The 21,177-nt window shown below is 51.1% G+C and carries 28 protein-coding genes; 27 read left to right on the top strand and 1 reads right to left on the bottom strand.

The genetic code is table 11. The features are described 5' to 3' along the window. The first annotated feature begins 401 nt into the window (after positions 1-401). From EO763_RS23150 to EO763_RS23115, 8 genes are all read left to right on the top strand, one after another. Positions 402-761, top strand: a complete 360-nt coding sequence (locus tag EO763_RS23150) for a hypothetical protein (protein WP_111778898.1) — start codon at positions 402-404, stop codon at positions 759-761. 75 nt (positions 762-836) lie between these two features. Then, a complete protein-coding gene (locus EO763_RS23145) occupies positions 837-2,921 on the top strand; it encodes a ParB/RepB/Spo0J family partition protein (RefSeq protein WP_161530549.1) in 2,085 nt (694 codons plus the stop codon). Positions 2,922-2,957: 36 nt separating this feature from the next. Beyond that, positions 2,958-3,401: a conjugation system SOS inhibitor PsiB family protein gene (locus EO763_RS23140; RefSeq protein WP_111778896.1), complete on the top strand. Its 444-nt coding sequence runs from the start codon at positions 2,958-2,960 to the stop codon at positions 3,399-3,401. Further along, positions 3,398-4,135, top strand: a complete 738-nt coding sequence (locus tag EO763_RS23135; protein WP_161530548.1) for a plasmid SOS inhibition protein A — start codon at positions 3,398-3,400, stop codon at positions 4,133-4,135. The genes EO763_RS23140 and EO763_RS23135 overlap by 4 nt, the downstream gene beginning before the upstream one ends. Continuing rightward, on the top strand, positions 4,128-4,313 hold the full coding sequence (locus tag EO763_RS23130; RefSeq protein WP_161530547.1) for a hypothetical protein: 186 nt from the start codon (positions 4,128-4,130) through the stop codon (positions 4,311-4,313). The genes EO763_RS23135 and EO763_RS23130 overlap by 8 nt, the downstream gene beginning before the upstream one ends. A gap of 9 nt (positions 4,314-4,322) precedes the next feature. Then, a complete protein-coding gene (locus EO763_RS23125; protein ID WP_039311124.1) occupies positions 4,323-4,604 on the top strand; it encodes a hypothetical protein in 282 nt (93 codons plus the stop codon). 5 nt (positions 4,605-4,609) lie between these two features. Then, positions 4,610-5,410, top strand: coding sequence for a hypothetical protein (locus EO763_RS23120; RefSeq protein ID WP_161530546.1), 801 nt, complete (start codon positions 4,610-4,612; stop codon positions 5,408-5,410). A 13-nt stretch (positions 5,411-5,423) separates the two neighbouring features. After that, positions 5,424-5,798 (top strand): hypothetical protein, encoded by a 375-nt coding sequence (locus EO763_RS23115; RefSeq protein WP_161530545.1) that lies wholly within the window; start codon positions 5,424-5,426, stop codon positions 5,796-5,798. Between the two features lie 46 nt (positions 5,799-5,844). Here EO763_RS23115 and EO763_RS23110 read toward each other — a convergent pair whose 3' ends face one another. After that, complete coding sequence (locus EO763_RS23110) at positions 5,845-6,240, bottom strand: hypothetical protein (protein WP_161530544.1); 396 nt, start codon at positions 6,238-6,240, stop codon at positions 5,845-5,847. 502 nt (positions 6,241-6,742) lie between these two features. Here EO763_RS23110 and EO763_RS23105 point away from each other — a divergent pair. From EO763_RS23105 to EO763_RS23015, 19 genes are all read left to right on the top strand, one after another. Beyond that, entirely contained in the window at positions 6,743-7,072 is a 330-nt protein-coding gene (locus tag EO763_RS23105) for a hypothetical protein (protein WP_161530543.1), read from the top strand. 17 nt (positions 7,073-7,089) lie between these two features. After that, on the top strand, positions 7,090-8,271 hold the full coding sequence (locus EO763_RS23100) for a hypothetical protein (RefSeq protein ID WP_161530542.1): 1,182 nt from the start codon (positions 7,090-7,092) through the stop codon (positions 8,269-8,271). A gap of 98 nt (positions 8,272-8,369) precedes the next feature. Then, on the top strand, positions 8,370-8,597 hold the full coding sequence (locus tag EO763_RS23095) for a hypothetical protein (protein WP_161530541.1): 228 nt from the start codon (positions 8,370-8,372) through the stop codon (positions 8,595-8,597). Positions 8,598-8,601: 4 nt separating this feature from the next. After that, complete coding sequence (locus tag EO763_RS23090; RefSeq protein WP_161530540.1) at positions 8,602-8,898, top strand: type II toxin-antitoxin system MqsR family toxin; 297 nt, start codon at positions 8,602-8,604, stop codon at positions 8,896-8,898. Position 8,899: 1 nt separating this feature from the next. Next, positions 8,900-9,295, top strand: a complete 396-nt coding sequence (locus EO763_RS23085; protein ID WP_039311102.1) for a type II TA system antitoxin MqsA family protein — start codon at positions 8,900-8,902, stop codon at positions 9,293-9,295. Between the two features lie 572 nt (positions 9,296-9,867). Next, positions 9,868-10,371, top strand: coding sequence for an antirestriction protein ArdA (locus EO763_RS23080; RefSeq protein ID WP_161530539.1), 504 nt, complete (start codon positions 9,868-9,870; stop codon positions 10,369-10,371). A gap of 647 nt (positions 10,372-11,018) precedes the next feature. Then, positions 11,019-11,915: a DUF4942 domain-containing protein gene (locus tag EO763_RS23075; RefSeq protein ID WP_161530538.1), complete on the top strand. Its 897-nt coding sequence runs from the start codon at positions 11,019-11,021 to the stop codon at positions 11,913-11,915. Between the two features lie 726 nt (positions 11,916-12,641). Continuing rightward, positions 12,642-13,604 (top strand): hypothetical protein, encoded by a 963-nt coding sequence (locus EO763_RS23070; RefSeq protein WP_161530537.1) that lies wholly within the window; start codon positions 12,642-12,644, stop codon positions 13,602-13,604. Positions 13,605-14,112: 508 nt separating this feature from the next. After that, positions 14,113-14,700, top strand: coding sequence for a hypothetical protein (locus tag EO763_RS23065; protein ID WP_161530536.1), 588 nt, complete (start codon positions 14,113-14,115; stop codon positions 14,698-14,700). A gap of 1 nt (position 14,701) precedes the next feature. Then, positions 14,702-15,217 carry a replication protein B gene (locus EO763_RS23060; RefSeq protein WP_161530535.1) on the top strand — a complete coding sequence of 172 codons (516 nt, stop codon included), beginning with the start codon at positions 14,702-14,704 and terminating at the stop codon, positions 15,215-15,217. After that, complete coding sequence (locus EO763_RS23055; RefSeq protein ID WP_161530572.1) at positions 15,217-16,305, top strand: adenine nucleotide alpha hydrolase family protein; 1,089 nt, start codon at positions 15,217-15,219, stop codon at positions 16,303-16,305. The genes EO763_RS23060 and EO763_RS23055 overlap by 1 nt, the downstream gene beginning before the upstream one ends. A gap of 15 nt (positions 16,306-16,320) precedes the next feature. Next, entirely contained in the window at positions 16,321-16,740 is a 420-nt protein-coding gene (locus EO763_RS23050; RefSeq protein ID WP_161530534.1) for a hypothetical protein, read from the top strand. A gap of 124 nt (positions 16,741-16,864) precedes the next feature. Continuing rightward, positions 16,865-17,395 carry a hypothetical protein gene (locus EO763_RS23045; RefSeq protein ID WP_161530533.1) on the top strand — a complete coding sequence of 177 codons (531 nt, stop codon included), beginning with the start codon at positions 16,865-16,867 and terminating at the stop codon, positions 17,393-17,395. Continuing rightward, positions 17,392-17,730, top strand: coding sequence for a hypothetical protein (locus EO763_RS23040; RefSeq protein ID WP_161530532.1), 339 nt, complete (start codon positions 17,392-17,394; stop codon positions 17,728-17,730). The genes EO763_RS23045 and EO763_RS23040 overlap by 4 nt, the downstream gene beginning before the upstream one ends. Before the next feature lie 13 nt (positions 17,731-17,743). Beyond that, on the top strand, positions 17,744-18,358 hold the full coding sequence (locus EO763_RS23035) for a hypothetical protein (RefSeq protein ID WP_161530531.1): 615 nt from the start codon (positions 17,744-17,746) through the stop codon (positions 18,356-18,358). Positions 18,359-18,367: 9 nt separating this feature from the next. Next, complete coding sequence (locus EO763_RS23030; RefSeq protein WP_161530530.1) at positions 18,368-18,973, top strand: vWA domain-containing protein; 606 nt, start codon at positions 18,368-18,370, stop codon at positions 18,971-18,973. After that, positions 18,970-19,395, top strand: a complete 426-nt coding sequence (locus tag EO763_RS23025) for a hypothetical protein (protein WP_161530529.1) — start codon at positions 18,970-18,972, stop codon at positions 19,393-19,395. Before EO763_RS23030 ends, EO763_RS23025 begins: the two co-directional genes overlap by 4 nt. Continuing rightward, positions 19,382-20,440 carry an AcrVA2 family anti-CRISPR protein gene (locus EO763_RS23020; RefSeq protein ID WP_161530528.1) on the top strand — a complete coding sequence of 353 codons (1,059 nt, stop codon included), beginning with the start codon at positions 19,382-19,384 and terminating at the stop codon, positions 20,438-20,440. Before EO763_RS23025 ends, EO763_RS23020 begins: the two co-directional genes overlap by 14 nt. Further along, complete coding sequence (locus tag EO763_RS23015; RefSeq protein ID WP_161530527.1) at positions 20,437-20,895, top strand: DUF1456 family protein; 459 nt, start codon at positions 20,437-20,439, stop codon at positions 20,893-20,895. Before EO763_RS23020 ends, EO763_RS23015 begins: the two co-directional genes overlap by 4 nt. Positions 20,896-21,177: the final 282 nt, after the last annotated feature.

Genomic DNA, 21,177 nt, shown 5'->3' with positions numbered 1-21,177 from the left:
CGAATCAACCGGACGCCTCCGGCGAGCCAATGTGAAGGTTATCCGTCGTCTGAAAGTCAGCTGCGGCTTGGCAGGGTGAGGGGCGGCGCGGGGCTGTATATCAGCCTGTAACCAGCTTCGCTGGGCTTCCGGCGGGATAACCCAGGGTGTCATCTTTAGCGACATTTCCGCCTGCCATGCGCTACGCGCATTTGTGGGGGCGTTGCGCACTGCTCACGCCCCTGAATGCATTGAAATTGGCGATAAATAATCACAAAAAAGTCTCTATAAATGATACTAAAAATGGACTTTTAATGATGGTTAATCTATAATTAATACAGTTAGTTAGATGATTTTTACGGTGTCCGGCGGTACTGATAATCCGGCCACTGTAATAGAGCCAGCACTAGGGGAAAAACCGTATGAAAGCACAACGAGTTAACGCAGCGCAGCTGACGGACGACCAGATTTTCGATCTGGCTTCATACGTGATGCATCACGGGGTTATATCAATTAATTCACCGGAAACGGAGGTGTCAGAAGAGGCAGAGCAATTTTCATTTTCTACTAGTTTCGATTCGATAAGCGTGTGGGTGTTGAACGGATGGCCAGTGGCCGCAGCTGACGAAGAGATCGGTAACAGCTGGGTCATGTTGCCAAATGCCGAACCATCAACGGTTACTGTGCTGAATGGATTTGGGGAGGTGAGGGTGGGGCGATTGGTGGATGACACCGTGATGCCTGCTTTTGTAGCGATACCGAAAGAAATCGTTAAGCACTAAACGTAATAAGGTGTCAATCGGGGGCTGGAACCCCCCGATTGACGACAATCATAACTGAATAGGAGTCAATCAATCATGTCCGTTGCACAGTCTAAAGCATCTACCCAAAAGGGTCAAAAAACCAAAACCGCCAAAAAAACCGCCGCTGAACAGGCCGTTGAGTCGGCACTGGCAAACGCTGAGCGCGTAATGCTGCCGTTGAGTTCTCTGGTTCGCTCCGAGCTGAATGTGCGTAAAAAGAAGCACACGCAGGCTCAGATTGAAAATCTGGCTGAGGGTATTGCGTCAGCCGGCGTTATTCAAAACATAGTGGTATACGTCACAGAAGCGGGGAAACACGGCGTTGCCGCAGGTCAGGGGCGCTTTAGTGCGCTGGAACTGCTGCGGGATTCAGGTCGAATCAGCGCGGATTACGCTGTACCCGCGCTGATTGTTCCTGAAAAAATCGCAAAACGGATTTCGCTGATGGAAAACGTCCAGCGTCACGACATGCACCCTTTTGACCAAATCTCAGCGTTCGCAGACGAGCGCGATGAGGGCAAAAGTGCGCAGGAAATCGGGGCATTCATGGGATACCCGACAAAGCATGTCCAGAAAATGCTGAAACTGTCAGTTATGCACCCTGAGCTGCTGGAGCTACTGGCAGATGACCAAATCGACGTCGATCAGCTACACGCGCTGGCGTCTACTGACGACACCGAACGCCAGTTACAAGTCTGGAATAATTCAAAAAACTATATCCGCGATCGTCAGCCGCATGAATTACGCCAATCTGTACTGCGTGGCGAAGTAAAAGCCGATGATAACCCGCGTCTGGCTATCGTTGGCAAAGAGGCTTACGAGGCGGCAGGTGGGGCGATCCGAAACGACCTGTTCTCTGAGAGTGGCTTTATTTCTGATGCTGTGCTGTTAGATACGCTGGCATTAGACGCCCTCAAAAAAGCAGCCACCGAAGTTGCAGCGCGTGATGGCTGGAAGTGGGGAGAAGGGCGTTTTAGCAGTGTAAGGCATCTGCATGATGGTGATTACATCCTGCTGAAATCACAGGGTAGTGAACTGACCGAGGCTGAGGAAGAAGAACAGGAACGACTACAGACCGAGCTGGGTGAGCAGGAATTGTATCTGGCTAACATGACCGATGCGGATGAAGTATGGGAAACAGAAAAGCAGATCGCCGCGCTGAATACTCAACTTGGGGCTTTCAGTGATGAAACGCTGGCAAAGCGTGGAGTCTGGACGGACGAACAGCGCCAGCTGGCTGGCGTGATCGCGTATCTCGATGACGGGGAAATCGCGTTTCAGTACGGCGTAGCACTGCGTGTAGATATCGAATCTCAGTCCCGCACGGAATCCGGCTCTGACAATGATGAGAACGACACCAACGAGCAGCAAAACAGTACGACAGAACCCGCAAAAAAAGGGCTGTCATCGAAGTTGATTTGCAGCCTGTCATCCGAGCGCACATTAGCCGTTCAGGCCGCGCTGTCACAACGGCCTGACGTTGTTATCGCTGCGATGCTGCATGACACCATCAAAACCGTATTCGGCGACGATCCATGGCATTCAAAGACGCTCGGCGGCTCGGTGAATGTCAATCGTAACAGCCTGATATCCAATGCGTATGACGCAGCAGAGAGCAAAGCCGCGCTGGCGCTGAATGACATGCACAGTAAATGGCTGACAAAATTCCCTGAAAACTGGAAAGACGACTTTGCGTGGCTCATGGAGTGGCGGATAGAAACGCAAATGGCACTGCTGACCTATTGCATGGCGGGTTCACTCAATGGGGTGCAACATTTTGCAGATCGGGGCGGGAAAATCGGCGGTGAGCTGGAGCGTATCGAGTCGGCGATTGATTTCAACATCGCTGATTGGTGGCAACCGACCAAAGCGAACTATTTCGGGCGTATCGGCAAAGACGTGATCGCCGATGATTTACGCGAGGCTGATTTGTCTGCGTTTGCAGACTCCGCGCTCAAAATGAAAAAAGGCGATGCCGCAGAGCTGGCAGAAAACGAAATCGCCAAAACAGGCTGGTTACCAGCCTGCATGTTACGCGCTCCCGTGGCGCAGGAGCCTGAAACCCCGCAAACCGCTGATGCGACAGACGTCGCTGAATCAGCGGATACCCAAGCCCTCGTTACCGACCTCGCTGCCTGATACGGAGACGCCGCCCTTACGGGCGGCGGTTAACACATGACAAAAGAGCAAGAATTAAGCCTGTTAACCCTCATTCAGATGAGCGGCTCTGAGTATGAACAGTATGCCGAGCGCGGGGAAGACTTCCGAAACCGCCTGAGTAACGCAGTTATTAAGCATCTGCCCCTGCCAGAATATTGGCGCTGTGAAGCTGAGTTGCGCGGGGAGTTTGGAGGGTGTTCGCCCGTTCACCTGCATTTGACGCACGCGCAGGTAGATGATCTGGTTGTGAACGTGTGCAGCGGAAATGATGATGTGCCGCTTTGGGCGGCATACATTAAGCCGGATGAGGAAAGTACGGTGTGGATTTACATGCGCGACGAGTTTGAACCCGACACCCTGAATGACGTGTTATTGCATTTGCATGAATGCGTTATCGCGGGCGCGTCATCACGCGATGAAGTGATTGTGATGATGAGAAAGCAGGGGGCAGCCGTATGATCCCGAATCATTTATCAATGGTGACACTGTCACCACAAAGACAAGCGGCGTTGGCGGCTATCGTCGAAGTGGAACAGCGAAAGGCAGCAGGAAAACGCTTGTCTGATTATCCGCACGCGCGCACGTACTTCCGGCTACTGACGGGGAAGAGTCGCCCGCGCCGGACTGAAATGTGGCAAGCCGGTTTTTATATCGACCCCAATGATCGGCGAATCAATCTCAAAGATACTGAACGGGCATTTGATGTGCTTATCAGTTCTGGCGGTCAGTATTGCCCCAATCCGTTAAGCATCTCTGTGAGAGATCATCTGTTCCCTGAAATGTTGTTCAAGCAGCGGCAGCGGCATGAAAAACGCGCCGATCTGTCAAGCAGCAAGCGTGACAGGATGATGAGTAAGCAGAAGTTACAGAAAACCCTGTTACTCCGAAATCTGGTTGATCGCGCTGTTATAGATCTCAATTTTCAGACGCCGGACACGATTAAGTCATGGTACGACCGCTGGCAAGAGGAACTATTTTCCGACGAACTCGAAACCCACTTTTGGCGCTGGGTGTCACGGTTCCCGTCATTGCAAGAGCTAGATCAGCTTCGCTGGATTAAAGAGCCGCTGTGGTATGTCATCTGCGAAGTAAGCCAGAAGTCTGCTGAAAGAACGCCGTTTGTTAAGGTCGTCGAATCTCTGTACGTCCCGAACAAGCTGTGTGTGCAGCAGGGAGGGCTGAGCCATGAGTAAGCGAAAAATCGCTGCGAATCAGCGCCGTAGCCTCGACGTCATGCACATCAAGGTAGAGTCGATGGCGGCACTCTGGGCTGACTATGACCCCGAAATGCTGGGTGAACTGGAGGAATTAGCAGACAGCATAAAAGGGTGCATCGAGGAGATGACCCGCTTGTGTACTGATGACGAATAAGGCCAGCTCATGCACAAAATTAGCTTTATTCATGCTGGTCAGTCGGTCGTCGTCAGCATACACAGCAAACGGAGTGGGACGGTAAATCACAGCGTAAGCATTGATGGGGTGAAATATCGACAAACCACGCACGGCGGGTACTGGGAACGTTTATTTACGCCCGCAAAAGGCAAACGTGACTGGGGGCAGGCGGGGAGCCATTACCGCAAAGTCACATCGACAAAAATGCTCGCGACCCTGAATGAAATCATTCAGGTAGCCGAAAAAACAGATATTACGCTGGATAGGTGAAAAATATGACGCGACAATTTAGAAAGAGCGAGAATGCGTTGGCATTGGTGGCTGCTCAGAATGAGCGGTTAGAACAACGGGTTCGTGAACTCGAAAGCCAGCTGGCAAACCCGCCTCTGCTGCCAAATGAGCTTAACAGAGAAGCGGCATTCGAGCTGTTGAACACATTTCCAAAAGGGGATGCTGTGGATTACGTTCTGCTAACGTGGAACGAATGCCGCACTGATGCGATCCGGTTGTCCAGCAGCTCCGAGTCGGTGAGGGGCAATGACCAGCTGACCGACAATCTGGTCATGATAATTAAGCGTCTGTCCTACTCGCTGCGCCGTGCCAAGCCGGACAGCAAAGCCGCGAAAGAGGCCACAGCGTTTCTCGTTGAGAATAAGCTGATAAGTGTTGCGGATTGTCTGAGAACGTCGCAAGCAGCAGCCGAGCCAGAACGCATTCTTCCTATTCTTCCTGTTCGTGATAAAGACGGCTGTTGGCGTCATCCCGATCGTCTAACGACGCCTTTCGATGAAATTGGCGGTACGGATGAACAATATGCAGAGTGGTACGGCGCGCGCGGGATGGAGACGAAATTCACTTACATGAACGATGCGTTCTGTGAGTGTTGCACTTCGGGTGGGTGTGCCGAATTTCCTGCGTTGCACTGGAATCCCGAACCGCCTGCGGGAAGTGGTTGGATACTGACCATGATTTTCGATACAGAAGATGGCGTGTGCGCTGAGTGGATTCGTTACATTGACGCAGGGCAGGACGGTAATTCTCTGATGCCGTATGATATTAACAATTCGAAAGTTTAAAAAGTGAGTGTACATGTCTAATTCTACTGGAAAATCATTGCTTGCGTGGATGCTGGTTCCGCTTGTTGTGTATGGCTCCTTGATGGCTTATTGGGCAATTAAGATAGTTGCAGAAGAATGGCCAAATGAGTCGGGAGAATATCTGACATATGTTCTTGCCTGCATTGGTTTGCTTTTGATAATGGCTTACAGAATCCACAATGGACACGACGAAGGAAAAATACTCCTGCTATCAATAGTGTTACCTGGGCTCGTAACCTTTATTTCAGTTTTAGTTAAAAACTATCTAATGTGGGGCTATCTGTCCATTGATCTTGGATTCGAATTTATACTCGCAACTACTTTCATCCCACCATTGTCTGTGATGCTATTTAAGGCCATCAGCTAAAACCAAGACGGCTGCTGCGGCTACGCCGCCGCGGCCTTTCTTTCTCTCAGGCTTCAGTCAGCGTTTTTGCTCTATAGCGTGTCATTGCATCGTCTAATTCTGCCACGACAGGGATGTCTATCCAGTTGGCCTTTTTCATACACCATTCTCGTAATTCACTGGTTTGCAGCCGGTGTTCTCGGCAAAGTTCGGGAATGGTATTTTCGCTCCAGTCAATTCTGCTCAGATGATTTGAGATGCACCACTCATCCCACATGCGACCGTCATATGTCGGAGCATGTTCTCGCCAGCCTGCTACTCGCACCTCACAAGTTCGGAGTCTATCTGTAACTTCATAAATATCAGCGTAGCCGACTTCACTGTCTGGTATGCAGTCCAGGTACAGATAGCCGATCGTTGGGTGTTCTGCACCGATGACGACAAAAGCAGGGGTTTCGGTCATTTCTGGCGTTCCTGGCTGGGTGTGATGTGAACCTACTTTATCATTTTCCTGTCTGCTGTTTTCCTGATTGTTCCTTCACTTTTCAACGTTGGCCGATTCTGACAATGGGCGTCCGGGCGGGCTGTCATGCTGCGCACCGAGCCAGCAAGCTGTCTCTGCCCGGCCCCTGCGGGGCAGCGGGTTTCCATCCCATGACGCAACACCCAGCGCTTTCACCTGGCTACGCCAGCTGCGCTTTCACTGACCGGCGATAAACCTGCCGGTCGCTAAGGACGCCACGCCGTTCCGTCGCGTCGGGTGTGTTCATCCTGTGCATCTGGTTTCCATTCCCGCCAGGACTTCCGCGGAGGGCTGACCGTAGCACCATCCCGCCAAAAAAAATCCAGGTAATGCAGAGCCGCTTCGCGCCCTGGATTTTTTTGTCTGGCCGTCGCTACTTTGCCCTTTGCCGCGAAAGACCTGACGAGAGATGGAAAATCAACCAGATGGGGAGAAAAATAGGATGAACACACAGAACGTCAAAACCGCCACTCAAGAGCCCTCCGAAAGATGTGGGCTGAAAACCAAACCACTGCGTCATGGCGAAATCCCGCGCCTGTTGAATGCGATGGGGTTCTCGTATCACGACTGCGGCACATTGGCCGTTGACGGCCAGAAAACGCATCGTTATTTCAAGGGCGAGCTGCGTAACGGCTTAACGCCTGATGCCCTGATAGCGGCCTTTCCTGACGCTGAATTGTTTAAGTCCTCACCCTCTTATGCCCCTGAAATTTCACATGTCGTCATCGCATTTCCTATGCGTAAACGCCTGCATGTAAATCAACCTGCCTGATATAAGGACATACACAAATGAACGCAACGAACACCAAAACTGACCTGCATGTAGAACTGGCCAATTATGAAGGCGAACTGGCCGCGATGGCCTCCAAAATCCGTTTGGGGCTAATGACGAAAACCAGTAACCCCGATTACGACGCAGCCTATGAGCGTGTGTATACCATTGCAAAACGTATGCATGAGCTGCAACGGGCGGGAGGTCTGGATGGATTGGCAGACGATATGCTAAGCAATATGGCTGAATCAGCCATGATCGTTAATTCCAATGACTGGTTTTACTGGATGAATGTCATGGCACCAGAGAAACCCGTGCGTGAAACCTGCACCCTGATTGTCAGTGAACTGGATAGCGGTTTAGGTTTCCATTTTTGCAGTCATGATCTCCTTAGTGGCAGCACGAGTAACCTGTGGTTTCCACTGCATGATAAAGCTCAGCTACATCAGGAAGTTGAGCGCGTGATGGTCATGAATCATCAGGTGATTAATGTCACGCGCCTCGATCCTGTGCGCAGCACAGACAAATCAACCGATTATACCGTTACATATAACGTTAATTCAGCGCGCCCACGTCCCGAAAATCGCTGCTCCAAATTCAACTTGAGTGTGACACCTCACGGAACGTGGGGTGCTGCATCAGCAGATGACACGCTGTTGCTGCTGGGGTTGCCGGAGGCGTTGCAGTCAATGATCCGTCAGGTTCTGGAGTGTCCGATTGATTTCCCAGAGAAAGCGAAAAAAATTGAGCGCATGTTTAAGTCGGTAAAAAACGGCGATCATTCCCTGCTGCGTGTCCAGGCGGCGGAGATTATCGAGTTTCAGGACAATCTGACAGAAGGCAGGCCGCAGCACCTGAACACACTGATTGAACGGGTTCAGACTGAGTATTGTTTTTATCCTGACCGTGAGACACACATGAGAGTACTCGAAAAAGCGCTGTTGAACGGGGATTTCTCTCTCGCGAAAGTACAGGCCGGTGTGATCATCACGTCGCAGGAAAACTTGAGATCGGGCGCGAACCGGCTTTTAAAGCAACTGATAGATAAAGCGAATCACGAGACAGTCGAATTCCCACGTCGTGATGAGCAACTCAGGGAGATGAATGCCTCGATGATCGGTCAGGATTTCGGTCTGGCTGAAGCGTTGGCAAACGGGATCATTGCGCGATCTGATAAGGCAAAAGCGGAGCAGGCTTAATAATAGATATCACTAACCTATTAGGTTATATTTCTTGTAAATACTAACCTAATAGGTTAGTATTGGTTGTAGGATATACAGTATAACAGCGAGGATGTATGGATATTTTTGACGGTGTTTTTATGGGCGTTTTATTTGTTTTTAACCATATCGCTAACACTGCGGCTGAGGTTTTTTCTACCGATCCGTTCGGAGGCGTGGTCTATCTGCTGGTTATGCTGGTAATGATCGCAGGGCTATTTGTTATTATTTATCACATTGCGATTGATGTGATCGCTGACGTGAAGAAATTCGTAGCTCGTCGCGCTGCTAAAGCGCAGGGCTAGGTAGATGGAAAAGCAAACGCCCCATACACGCCTGCATATTGTGCAGGCGATGGTTGCTGCGGGAAAGGTCATCGCAACCAAATCAGCGGTAACAGCTGCCGCTGATTTGGGGATTGACCGTGAAGGTATGCACGCGGTGATAGCTGGTCTGACAATCAAGGATTTTTACAAAAGTATGACGACATATAACGATCATACCGTCTGGCAGGATGTGTACCTGCCAACTGTGGACGGGGTGAAGCTGTATGTTAAAGTTACCGTTATCGATGACGTGTTGATCGTCTCATTTAAGGAGAAATAATATGAAATGTCCTGAGTGTGGCGGTGCCGAACTGGTGCATGACACGAAAGACGTCCCGTATTCGTGGCGGGGTAAAAAAACCATGCTGCGCAGCGTGACAGGACTGTATTGCCCTGCATGTGGTGAGGCGGTGCTAAACAAAGAAGAAGAAGCGGAGTATCGGGGAAAAATGACTGAGTTCAGAAACTCAATTATCAATGACACGGTTGAACCCGCGTACATCGCTAATATTCGGCAACGTCTGTCATTATCTCAGCGTGAAGCTGGCCAGATTTTTGGCGGCGGTGCGAATGCATTTAGCCGTTATGAAACGGGTAAGGCACAACCTCATCCGTCAACGGTGAAATTGTTGAAAATTTTAGATCTCCATCCTGACCTGCTGAAAGAAATCCGTTAAATCCAACTTTGCTGGGGCAGGGCGACCTTGCCTCAGCAGCCGCAACAAAAACCCGATAAGAATAATGCCAAGAGCGCTACTGCGATGCGCCAGCAACGATCCTCTGAACCCGCTGGAGGGAGTTGGCTGCCAGGGATAAGGAAGTCGGTCACTGGCATGCAACCTTACCTTACCAACCAGCGCGTGATAAGGATGCCTCTCACCTGGCTTCCCCGCTGACGTGCCGTTCCCTTCGCTTTTATGCCGTTACCGTTCTGCGAACAGAAACGGGAGGGGTAAAACCACTCTGATAGCCCGGTGTTGTGACGGCTAACGCCGTGCCGGAACGGTAGCCGAGCGGCGGCGAAATCAATGTAATGCAGAGCCAGCGTCTCGCCCGTTCTCGCGTGTTCGTGCCGTTATTTTCCCGTCGTTCGCCCGCTCAAAGAATTCTCGGTCTCACCGTGCAAATCCCGTCACGCCCCCGCTGCGCTGCGGCCTCACCGCTGCCATTGATTTCGCCGCTATTCGCTCGTCTGTCGTGTCGGCACGGCGTAAGCCGGTTTCGATTTCTATGACACCGTGAGGATACTATGAACAATTTTACATCACCGTCCGTTTATGTTGGCACCTATCACAAATACAACTGCGGCAGCGTTGCCGGACAGTGGCTGGATCTGGATGCTTTCATCGATGAAGATGACTTCTATGCGGCGTGTAGGCTGCTGCATGCTGATGAGTCCGATCCTGAATTCATGTTTCAGGACTTTGAGGGGATCCCCGAGAGATTTGGCTCGGAGTCGTCGATCGACTGGGATTTTATCGACGGATACAACGAGGCCAGCAAGAATCAGCAACAGGCGGCGTATGTCGAGTGGGCTGATCACTCCGGCCGGACGGACTATGCTGAGTTTGAGGAGGCCTACATAGGGGAGGCGGACAGCGAAGAGGATTACGCCTATGAATACGTTCAGGACAATGGCCTGCTGGATAGTATGCCGGAATCCCTGAAGAGTTATTTTGACTATGAGTCATTCGGCCGCGATCTGTTCCTGAATGGGCTGACATGGTGCAATGGGTTCGTGTTCTCGCGCTAAGCGAGTAAGCCCCGTTTAGCGGGGCAGGATACCGTTATCGGGAGGTCATGCGTCCGTGTCGGCGCCGTCAACATCTTTCGCTACGCGTGTACGCGCGGCGCCTGCGGCGCCGGCCGTACGCGTCCAGCTCCTGAGCCAGTAAAGTGGCTTACGCTGCCATTGTTATAACGTGTTAATTTTATTTGTCTTATGTATCTGGCTTCTTCTTTTCCTTGTCTATGTCTCCATTAGCTGAAGCGTGTTAGTGACTTGGGCGTCCAGTCGGCTGTCATGCTGCGCACTGAGCCAGTAAGCTGTCTCTGCCCGGCCCCTTCGGGGCAGCGGGTTTCCATCCTGACGCAACACCTTCCGCTTGCAGCTGGCATTCGCCAGCGCCGCTCTCACTGACCGCCGATAAAGCCTGGCGGTCGCTAAGGCGGCACGCCGTTTGCTCCCGCTGCGCCGTGCCTGGTTGCGCATCGTTCCCTTGTTGGTTGATGTCCCGTGGGATTCACGTCGCAGGTATCCCACCACGTCGTCTCTCTATGCTGTCAAGGGAGGCTACGCCGCTACGCGCCCTTGTCAGCGCTCACCGCCGTGCTGTTCCCCCGTTTGCGACGCGAATACTCACAGAGACATCTATTTAATCCAACAGGGGGAATTACAACATGTTGCAACAACACATCAACGGCGCGACGGCGAAGCCTACAGAAACATCATTTCACGACATCGTATCTGACATCGGCATCGATACGCAGGCAGGACAGGGGCTGATCCCGTCAGTGGCCATCGATAAAATTCTGGTGCATCGTCAGGCAGGGTTAGGAGCGGTAGAAACCGCAATGGCGGCATTAGTTGAAGCGCTGACGGAATTCAATGCAGCGGGCTGTGAGTATCGCGGTGCGATGTCATTTGCAAGCGTGGTTGAAAAAAGTGTGCAGTATTGCGATCGGCCAGAGATATGGAAGAAGAATGTGAAGCGAGAAGTGGATCGTAAACTCTGGCACAAATTAATGCATGACACGGGAATGCTAACCTTGATGAACAGCGATCAGCTCAGTGAATGGCACGCATCGCTGTATAGCGACGCAATGCCGGAAGCAACGCTGGACAACGTAATGGCCTCATTCAAACAGCTCCACGCCGAATCCTCTCTGATGGTTGAAAAAGGCATTCTGTCACTGTTTAAAAAGCTATCATGGGATTATAAAACCAATAATCCGCGTATGTTTGGCAAAAAAATTATTATGAACTCGTTACTGGACGTCAATCGTTGGGGGGCCTCGGTTCGTTCACATGCCCAGGCACGTATTGATGATCTGCAAAAGGCATTTTGCCTGCTCGACAAAAAGCCGGTGCCAGATTTTCGCGACGGTGCCGGCGTCGGATTCAGTGACTACGTGAATAAGCACGGTTTCGACGGTGAGCGCTTTGAATGCGAGTATTTCACTGTTCGCTATTTCAAAAAGGGATCTGGCCATGTCACCTTTCTCCGGCCGGAGCTGGTAGACATGATGAATGATGTGTTGAGCCGTCATTACCCACAGGCGTTGCCTGCGGCGTAAGAACTATCGCTTAAGGCTGGCAGGGTTGCGTGAGATGCCAGCCTTAACGTTACAACGAAAAAGCGTGGTCTTGTCTACATAGGGGCGAGTTTCAGCGCCGCAAACACCTTCTGCTGCGCAAGCACGAGCAGCGCCTGCGGCGCCGGCCGTGCCAGTTCAGCTTATCAGACGCCTCAACGGTCGATAACGATACGGCCTGTTTTTCATACCGTCACCTCTACTGTTTCTTCCTTGCTGGCTATTCTGCATGGTGCTGAGCGATGCATGATAAAGGCCCATGACAACAATCCTGGCCCCCTTCGGCTCCCCGCGGTGCGGGTCGTCTGCCAACTCCGCTAACCCGCTGCTGCGCACCGGCTAATCTCCGCCGAACCCCGCAAGCGGGTTTCGGGCCTGCCGGCTAATACCCGATGGCGAACGTCAACATCCTCCGCTTGCAGCTGGCGTACGCCAGCGCCGCTCTCACTGACCGCCTATAAAGCCAGGCGACCGCTAAGGACGCCACGCCGTTCCGTCGTGTCGGGTGTGTTCATCCTGTGCATCTGGTTTCCATTCCCGCCAGTCCTTGCGCGGAGGGCTATTCGTAGCACCATCCCGCCAAAAAAATCCAGGTAATGCAAAGCCGCTACGCGCCCTGGATTTTTTGTCTGGCTGTCGCTACTCGGCCCTTTGCCGCGAAAGTCCTGACGAGAGATGGAAAATCAACCAGATGGGGAGAAAAGTAGGATGAACACACAGAACGTCAAAACCGCCACTCAAGAGCCCTCCGAAAGATGTGGGCTAAAAGCAATGCTAATGCATGTGCTGGATCGGGCTGCATATTCAGTCTGTTGCGATGAACAGGCTAATCTCCACTATGGTGACCCATTCACTCGAATGGATCGGGTTAAGTCATGGTTATCGGGAGCATTGGCAGCGATTAAATCCGTTATCGCGTTAAAATTTGTGGGAGCTGAGCGCTTTAATCCGCTGCAAATTGTTGAGCAGGCTCGCCAGTTGTGTTCGGTAATAGTGGTTGAGTCCGAAAGCGGTAACACATTCCAATTCTATGGCCATGCAACTCTATCTGAACAGTGGTATCCACTGAGTGATGGAGCCGATATAAATCAAGAAATCGAGCGGGTTGCTGCATTGAATCAAGAAGTTGTTGAAGTTCTCAGCATTCAGTGGGTCAAACCGCCTGTGTCGAATAAAGATGAAAATTTGACCGTATATGTGAAATCTATAAAACCGCCTGTTCGTAAGATATTTCACCGCATAACGGTATCGGAGTCAGTGGAATTGCTCGCTTCTTCTGACGAACATCGTGAACGTATTCAGAATATGCCTGCTGATGTTTATGCAGAGATGCGTTCGGCGCTGGCGTGTAACATTGATTTTCCAAATAAGTTCAAGCTAATGCGCGGAATGCTTCGCGGAATTGAGAATGGCTACTATGAACAAGTCAGCCTCGGAGCGATCGACATAATAAGACGAACAGCATGTTTGTCAGACGGACTCTCCGAAGATTTGCAGGGCTACATACAAAACGCTATCAATTTGGCACCTGACTATCACGGTCGCGATCTGGATGTCGAAAGAATAAATGCCTGTATTCAAAACGGCGATTTCGACCTTGCAGAGATCATCGCATTCAAGATGTGCTCAACCTGCAAGTCACGACGTACAACTCCCATAGTCTCGAATTAATACCGCTGCTTGTGCGCGGTTGATGGCTTGCGCGTGTCGGCCTCTGGCCGTCACGGCATCCGGTAAATCACGCCCCTGTCGTCGCAAGCGCCACCAGATCCGCTCAACCGGACGACTTCGTCGAGCCAATGTGGGCTATGTGTAGCCTGAAGGTCTGCTGGGCTTGGCAGGGCAAGGGGCGGCGCGGGGCGGTATATCAGTGTGTAACCAGCTGCGCTGGGTTTCCGGCGGGATAACCCAGAGTGTCATGTTTAGCAGCATTTCCGCCTTCCATGCGCTACGCGCATTTGTTGGGAACGTTACGCGCAGCTCACGTCCCTTAGAATCCAGAGAGGGTCATAAATATCAATTTTGGTATTATTTGATGATACTAAAAGTATACTTTTTGGGTTTGTTAATCTATAATTAATACAGTTGGTTAAGTTCGTTTCCCTCGGTGTCCGTGGTTGTGAAAAGACAGTTCCCACTGGAGCCAAATCGGTAGCTTATTAGCGGAGGAAGTAACGAGATGGATAAACAGAGCATCAACGTCGCCACTGTGGCGCCAGCATGGCAACGAGCGCTGAATACCTTATTTGTAGAGGCACTGTGCGTGGTTCCGGCTGAAGGTGAAACGACAGGCGAGATCCTGATGACTGCAGTTCGCGCATCCTGCGATTCTTTTGCTGACGCATTCATTGTGTATCGGCTCGTTGACGAGAAAAAAATCGTCCTGGGGCGTTTCACCTTCCGTGATGATGCAGATGCGTATCTTGATGAATATTCAATCTATCTTGAAGGCGTAGAGCGGTACGGTGAGAAAACGTATCGCCTGATGGACCTCATTGACATTGAAAGTCAGATAGTTGTGCTTGCAGCCCGGAAGCGTCTGGGGATGTTTGATAGTGAGGACTGGGACACGCCGGAAATTCGATCCCTGGAAGCCATTGCTGCAAGCATCAGTCGGGCTGTCTTCGATCAGCGTATCTGTACGCCGGCGCAATGGGATGTCGTTCAAAGCATGGCTGTGTTAGGACGATTTGTTAATCAAGCCCGCTGGGACAGATGGATACAAAAACGTCTGCCCAGTGATACATCCATCGCGGAGGGTTTCTGAGATGACTGCTTTTACTGCAAATACCATCAGCAACTTGCCAGCTGGTCTGCGAAATGTGATCGGCAAGCATTTCGCAGATAATCGTTACAGCGAAACCAGGGATTATTACGACCAGCTGCTCCCGCGCTATCGAGTCACGGTCTGTTTTCATGCAGGGCTTAAAAGGCATCATACCACTCTGACATTCGATGGTATGTCCATGGCGGAGCGTGAGCAAATCGTGCAGGCTCTTGACGAGCTGCGCGGGGCATTTCCAAAAAACAGGAGAGCGAGCAGCAGACTGATGACGTTCTTAACCTGCTTGCGTGTCAGTGAACGCCGGACACTGTATCGACATGCAGGGCTGTCTGATAAGGAATTCCAGCTCCCAATATCCAGCATTGACGAAGAAGACAGCGAACTGGGAAAACCAATTATCACGGCATTAGATGAGCTGTGCTGCTTGTTTGCGGATATGCCACACATCCTGACAGCTGTCCGGGCAGAAGACTATCTCGTTGAGCTGGAGAACGCGTGATGCATGGCTATGATGACAATAAAATTATCCCAGGTCTGCGTAAACAGTTGGTATCCAGTGACACGATCCCTGCACCTAAAGTGTACTTTTCTGCGCCGGTCATCGACCTGGATAGCTACGATAGTATTATCATCTGCATGTCCGGGGGGAAAGATTCGATAGCCTGTCTGCTGCACCTGATTGACCAGGGCGTTAATCTGTCACGCGTTGAGCTCTGGCATCATGATGTTGACGGCAGAGAAGGTTCAACGCTGATGGACTGGCCGTTTATGGCCGACTACAACATAAAGCTGGCGCATACATTCGGGGTACCTCTTTATTTTTCCTGGCTGGAAGGGGGATTTGAAGGGGAGATGCTGAAGGATAACGGATACAGTCGGCCGCATCATGTCCAGACCCCTGAAGGGCTACTGGTATTGCCACGCGACACGATGAGAGCGAAGCCAGGGACACGTTTAAAGTTTCCTCAGCTATCGTCCAATTTGCAAACACGTTGGTGTAGCTCTGCGCTGAAAATTGATGTCGGCAGGCGCGCACTTAACAACCAGAGCCGTTTCGATGGCCAGCGTGTGCTCTTTATTACGGGCGAACGTCGTGCGGAAAGTACGAACCGCGGCAGATACAACCAGTTAGAACCGCATGCATGCGATCGCCGTTCCGGAAGAAAGTCGCGTTTGGTAGATGCATGGCGCCCTGTGCTTGACTGGCCAGAAGAACGTGTCTGGGAGACGTTGCAGCGGTACGGCGTTCTTGCACCGGTGCCATACCGACTGGGGTGGGGACGATCATCGTGCATGAAATGCATATTCATAGATGCAGTGCTGTGGGCAACGCTGCGTCATTATTTCCCTGGCAGTATCGATGACATCATGGGTTATGAAGAGCGGTTTGGTACGACGATTAATCGTAGTCGTAAACGTATTCCCGTCCGAGAGTTATCCGTAAAAGTTAAACCACTCGATATTGAGGACGGTGAGGCGCTGTTACAAGCCGTTCGTCGTGAGTATTTTCTTCCTGTTCTGACGTCATCTGAACAATGGCAACTGCCGGCGGGGGCGTACAAGAAAACAGGGTGTGGTCCGACATAATATTGGAGAAATAAGATGGCCATTCAGGCGCATGTGATTTATAGCGCAATTGTTGAATCAGTCGTTGTGAGTCGTCGACGGGAAGATGTGCTAACAAAAATTTGCGAGACAAGTGGTTTTGTTGATGTGTCTTTGCCAGGAAATGCGCATCCCAACTATGTTGCTGTCATTATCGCTGATGCAATTGCAAAGAAAAATTGTTTTGAAATCAACGGTAAGGTTGTTGGTGTTCCCGGGCTTTCAGTTGAACACTGTAGAAGCAGCGGGAAAATAAATCTTGGCCAAAGATTTGGGTCTAGTTGCGTAATATGGGGTTACCTGACCCTTCAGCTTGATGAGTTGAAAAACAGTGAATGGCTTGCAGCGCTTGAAGCGTCGATATTAACAGATAATCCGGTTGGTTATTATAGATTAATGAATTCCCCTTCTGTTTAAATAAATTAAGAAAGGCATTGTTTTATTCTCATAATGAGAATACATTAATGATGTAGTAAATAACTTTTTATTTCCACCAACCGATGGTGCGTAATCGGCAAAATCTCAAATTAAGGAGATGTAAATGGGTTCTGCATACTACTGCTGTGCCGGATGTAAAAATGATTTTAAAGTTACCCGCGGCAATAATAGCGCGTCAGCGCGCTACGCTAAATGGCTCGAATCTCAGGGCTATAAGTGCGACGAATGTCGCAAAGCCGAGCGTGCCGCAGAGTATGCCGCGAAAGTGGCTGCTGCGTCGGTCGATTCTCGTAACCAACACCTCCCCGAATTGAGCGGCACCGAAAAACAGGTGCAATGGGCTCAGTCTATTCGTCTCGATGTACTCTCCAAAATGGATGAGGCCCTGCTGACTGTTCAGAAAAATTTTTCGCGTGAACGATTCCTGCGTAATTTGTCGGAGGAGGGACGGGAAGAAATCCTTGACGGTATTTCATTAATTGCTCATGAAATTCAGCAGTGTGCTGATGCACGTATCTGGATAGACGATTACCGTTTTTATACGTTAGAACGCCATATTACCGTTCAATTTGAGAAACGAATGAATACGCTGGCGCCAACCGCATTTGCTGAATACGCGAGGACGGATAAATGAAAACACGTACTGATTTCGTTGTAGGCATTATCGAGCAGTTTGATGCTGAATTTATGCCCGATCAGGCTAATCGTCGTGCGGTGTCATTTGGCCTAGAAAAGAAATTTGGTGAGTGGAACGTGCCGGAGCTGCAGACGTTGGCTATTACTCTAAACAACGACGTAGTCACGAGTATCGTTGTTAATAGCATGCAAAAACCGAAAAATCAGTATGTGCGCGTTACAGATAAGCAGCGTGCGGTTGTCACGAATGCGCTGTTAGCGAAATACGGTACGTCGCGGGCTGTGTATGCGACCGCGCTCGGTATATCAGAGTCCGAGCTGACAGCGAACTAATGAGGATCGGACGGTGAGCCTTGATTTTTCGGACCTAACCGATGATCAGCTAATCGAATTGGCGCGGGCATGCTGTGAAGAAGCCATGCGCCGAAACCCAGCTGCTCAGCAAGCCATGCAGGACATGATGCTATCAGAGGCAGAAAAGGCGAGAATCGCTAAAAACGCGTCTGAAATGGAAATACGGGCACAGCGCGCACGCGAACGCGAACGTATAGCAAAAGAAACGAAGGCCCAATTGCGGTACGAGGAAGAGGCCAGAGCGGCTGCCGAGCGTGAAAAGTCTGCGAAGGCGGCGGCGAAGCGTACACGCGATAGTGCAGAACAGCGAAAACACCGCGCAATGGCGCTACTGCGCCAGGCCGCGGAATTAACTCGCCGCCCACCGCACGATATCGGGATTGTTTACTGTAAAACAAACCGCGGCCTCAGAGTGATGATTAATCCCAATAGCGGGCGCTACACGACGATGCATATTGTCGACTACTACGTCGACACTGAAGAAATTCATACAGTTCAAGCGCTCGTTAAGAGCAAAACCGAACTGGCCGCGTTTTGTGCCGGTATAGCAGCCGGTTTCCCGCTTGACACGTTTATTGCCGGTAGTAACTACACCTGGCCATCTTGAGGTTCTGGAATGAAAAATTTACCCGTTAATCCGCTGCAGGCACTGATAAAAAAATCGGCCACGCAGCTGCCTGTTCATACAGGGGCTGTCGATCGTTATGCTCAACGTCTAAATAGGGCCGACGGCCCGCTCATCATCCTGGCAGATGTTTCGCCTTCAATGGACGAACTGGCCTGGGGACGACGTCGACGCATTGATTTATTGCGAGAATCCGTCGATGCGTTATTGCGGCAGCATACGGACCCTATCCGGATCATTGCGTTTGCGGGGGAACCAGACGACAGCGTCGAGACTATCCCACCGCACCCGCAGCGGGGAGGAACGGCAATGCATCTGGCGATTGATTGTGCGGCTAAATTTAACCCGCGTGCGACGTTGATCATCAGTGATGGCCAACCAGATGACGAGGATCTGGCTATTGCGGCCGCACATGCGCTGCCTGGTCGTATCGATACGCTCTACATTGGTCCTGATATCAGTATTTCTGCCGTGAGATTTATGCGCCGTCTGGCAGAAGTCGGTTGCGGCCGACATTCTGCGAACGATATATCAAACACCAGTCCGCTGGCATTAACTCACAGCATTACAAAACTTCTCATAGGGCAAAGCGTATGATCTCGATTGCAAATAACGGGCAGTCAATTGAGCACACCACGTATTTTGATAGCCAGCATGCAGCTGCAGGTTTTTTGTATGCAAGCTGGAATGCCTGTGCATTACGCCTTTTGCTCCCAGACTCAGCGCTCGACATGCTCATCGAGATGAAAACAGGAACGCAGGTCGGCGTCACTCGCGGGACATTGCAAGGCCGCAAGGATGCTCTTGAGATTATGTTTGACGATAATAGCGATGCACCGTATGCCATTCATATCGTGCGTGAGCAGTACGACAATCTTATCCGTGATGAGAATGTCAGTATCACAGTTTCAGTGTGGGGGCGGTCAGGAAAACTGGCTGAGTGGCCAGGATTCTATCGCACAGCGCAGACGCTGCCATTTCTCGAACCGCTCCCGGAGATCCAGCATGGTTCAGTTTGACAAGAAATCTCACAGGGCTCGCGAAGCTTTGCTTGATGCTGGGCGTGATTATCCCGATTGCTGGAAGACTGGCGACAAATTACGTGAAATGAACGGCGTGGGGATGTCATGGCCAGAATGGTGCTACCTGCCCTTAGGAGGGTGGTATGCGGTTGTATCGCAGCAGCGGGCAGGTGGCGGGCTGTTAACGTCGTTGCGCGATAGTGCTGATGTGTCTCGTCTGGGTGCGTTGGGTGCATGGAGGTTAACGCAGGGGATATACCGTTTCGATGAGACATTACTCACTCAGCTGATAGATACCCCGCTGGGGAGTGAAACACCACTGCCGAGTGAGGTCCTATACCGTTTACCCGAGTGGTGTATGTACATTGAAATGCCCGATGTGGCTGATGGCGTGCATGGTTTTTGGGTTCATCTGGAGCACGATGTTAACGACGGTCGCGATGAGCTACGTCTGCTCGTTGACAGCGACAATGCGTTATACCCGCTGATTTTACACCTGGGAAATTGGACAATTACTGAAGCAATGGATCGGGCGTTGGAAGAAGCACGGGTCCAGGCAGAGCGAATGACGCAAGCACATGTTAACGCAGAATACATGACGAAACAGAAATACAAGGCGAATGAGGTTGTTTTGCTGCCAGCACTATCTCTACTGCTGTACATCTGCTCTGAATCAGCAGAATACAGCCGGCGTGGGAAAGATGATGTGCCAAGTATGCCGCGGCCGAAAAAAACAAAGCGCGGCTGGCGCCTGTTCCCTGCTGAGGGGCCAGTGGAATGGGATGTTGGTGTGCGGCTAGGTGCCGCATTGAGACAATCACACCAGTTGTCTGACAATCAGGATAGCGGCACACATGCCAGTCCGCGTGCTCATATGCGGCGGGCTCACTGGCATGGTTTTCGGGCTGGACCGCGGAAACGTGAAGATGGTACGGATATTCCGAATAGTGAGCGTAAATTTTCACTGAAATGGTTGCCGCCGATCCCAGTTAATGTCGGAGACGATGAGCTGTTACCGGCAACGCTAAGGGTCATCAAATGACACCGGAAGAGCTACAGGCGTGGCAGGAACGTATGGGCCTGACGCCGAAAGCAGCAGCTGAACAACTGGGTGTCAGCCTTGCCACGTATTACGGGTACCTGTCCGGTAAAAACCGGAACACAGGAAAGCCCGTGTCAATGGATAGGCAGACCGCGCTGGCCTGCGCCGCGCTTGAAGCTGGGCTCATGCCGATCGGGGGGGCAGCAGCAACTGACGCAGAGGAGAGGAGGCGGACAGTTAACCTGGGATTGCTGGCATCTGCATTGAACCTTAACCGCAAGGAGCTGGCTGGGATTGTCACCCTAGGCGGTTTAAAAACATCGACCAGCCAGGCCGACAGATGGCTGCGTTCTGAGTCATCAACGAAAGGTTACGCGAACATTACAGACGATCAGTTTCACGCATTCTGTGTCGGATTGAAACCATGGCTTGACGACAATGAAGGCGAGAGTTAACGTAAGTGGGTTCCCCATAAGCAGTTTATTGTAGTTTTCACCGCCGCGCAGGCAGATTGACGCTGATAATGCCCTCATTATTCCAGCTTCAAATGTTAACTGCTGTACATGGGGATAAGTCGTTATTAGGCAGTAAATGTTTTGCTTCCCCGTTTTACGGGGATCATCTCAGAACAACATACACAGAAGCGCGACAGCACTTCTGTGTATGCCCCCTCCCGAATCTGCTTGAATAACCTGCTCACCATTCAAAATGATACTAAAAGTTGACTTAAATTCTTC

The organism is Pectobacterium odoriferum (assembly GCF_009931295.1).
Classification (GTDB): Bacteria; Pseudomonadota; Gammaproteobacteria; order Enterobacterales; family Enterobacteriaceae; genus Pectobacterium; species Pectobacterium odoriferum.
This window is presented reverse-complemented; position numbering and strand designations above follow the sequence as displayed.

Coding starts and splice junctions, on each gene's coding strand:
- EO763_RS23150 (WP_111778898.1), top strand. CDS start 402: ATGAAAGCACAACGAGTTAACGCAGCGCAGCTGACGGACGACCAGATT.
- EO763_RS23145 (WP_161530549.1), top strand. CDS start 837: ATGTCCGTTGCACAGTCTAAAGCATCTACCCAAAAGGGTCAAAAAACC.
- EO763_RS23140 (WP_111778896.1), top strand. CDS start 2,958: ATGACAAAAGAGCAAGAATTAAGCCTGTTAACCCTCATTCAGATGAGC.
- EO763_RS23135 (WP_161530548.1), top strand. CDS start 3,398: ATGATCCCGAATCATTTATCAATGGTGACACTGTCACCACAAAGACAA.
- EO763_RS23130 (WP_161530547.1), top strand. CDS start 4,128: ATGAGTAAGCGAAAAATCGCTGCGAATCAGCGCCGTAGCCTCGACGTC.
- EO763_RS23125 (WP_039311124.1), top strand. CDS start 4,323: ATGCACAAAATTAGCTTTATTCATGCTGGTCAGTCGGTCGTCGTCAGC.
- EO763_RS23120 (WP_161530546.1), top strand. CDS start 4,610: ATGACGCGACAATTTAGAAAGAGCGAGAATGCGTTGGCATTGGTGGCT.
- EO763_RS23115 (WP_161530545.1), top strand. CDS start 5,424: ATGTCTAATTCTACTGGAAAATCATTGCTTGCGTGGATGCTGGTTCCG.
- EO763_RS23110 (WP_161530544.1), bottom strand. CDS start 6,240: ATGACCGAAACCCCTGCTTTTGTCGTCATCGGTGCAGAACACCCAACG.
- EO763_RS23105 (WP_161530543.1), top strand. CDS start 6,743: ATGAACACACAGAACGTCAAAACCGCCACTCAAGAGCCCTCCGAAAGA.
- EO763_RS23100 (WP_161530542.1), top strand. CDS start 7,090: ATGAACGCAACGAACACCAAAACTGACCTGCATGTAGAACTGGCCAAT.
- EO763_RS23095 (WP_161530541.1), top strand. CDS start 8,370: ATGGATATTTTTGACGGTGTTTTTATGGGCGTTTTATTTGTTTTTAAC.
- EO763_RS23090 (WP_161530540.1), top strand. CDS start 8,602: ATGGAAAAGCAAACGCCCCATACACGCCTGCATATTGTGCAGGCGATG.
- EO763_RS23085 (WP_039311102.1), top strand. CDS start 8,900: ATGAAATGTCCTGAGTGTGGCGGTGCCGAACTGGTGCATGACACGAAA.
- EO763_RS23080 (WP_161530539.1), top strand. CDS start 9,868: ATGAACAATTTTACATCACCGTCCGTTTATGTTGGCACCTATCACAAA.
- EO763_RS23075 (WP_161530538.1), top strand. CDS start 11,019: ATGTTGCAACAACACATCAACGGCGCGACGGCGAAGCCTACAGAAACA.
- EO763_RS23070 (WP_161530537.1), top strand. CDS start 12,642: ATGAACACACAGAACGTCAAAACCGCCACTCAAGAGCCCTCCGAAAGA.
- EO763_RS23065 (WP_161530536.1), top strand. CDS start 14,113: ATGGATAAACAGAGCATCAACGTCGCCACTGTGGCGCCAGCATGGCAA.
- EO763_RS23060 (WP_161530535.1), top strand. CDS start 14,702: ATGACTGCTTTTACTGCAAATACCATCAGCAACTTGCCAGCTGGTCTG.
- EO763_RS23055 (WP_161530572.1), top strand. CDS start 15,217: ATGCATGGCTATGATGACAATAAAATTATCCCAGGTCTGCGTAAACAG.
- EO763_RS23050 (WP_161530534.1), top strand. CDS start 16,321: ATGGCCATTCAGGCGCATGTGATTTATAGCGCAATTGTTGAATCAGTC.
- EO763_RS23045 (WP_161530533.1), top strand. CDS start 16,865: ATGGGTTCTGCATACTACTGCTGTGCCGGATGTAAAAATGATTTTAAA.
- EO763_RS23040 (WP_161530532.1), top strand. CDS start 17,392: ATGAAAACACGTACTGATTTCGTTGTAGGCATTATCGAGCAGTTTGAT.
- EO763_RS23030 (WP_161530530.1), top strand. CDS start 18,368: ATGAAAAATTTACCCGTTAATCCGCTGCAGGCACTGATAAAAAAATCG.
- EO763_RS23025 (WP_161530529.1), top strand. CDS start 18,970: ATGATCTCGATTGCAAATAACGGGCAGTCAATTGAGCACACCACGTAT.
- EO763_RS23020 (WP_161530528.1), top strand. CDS start 19,382: ATGGTTCAGTTTGACAAGAAATCTCACAGGGCTCGCGAAGCTTTGCTT.
- EO763_RS23015 (WP_161530527.1), top strand. CDS start 20,437: ATGACACCGGAAGAGCTACAGGCGTGGCAGGAACGTATGGGCCTGACG.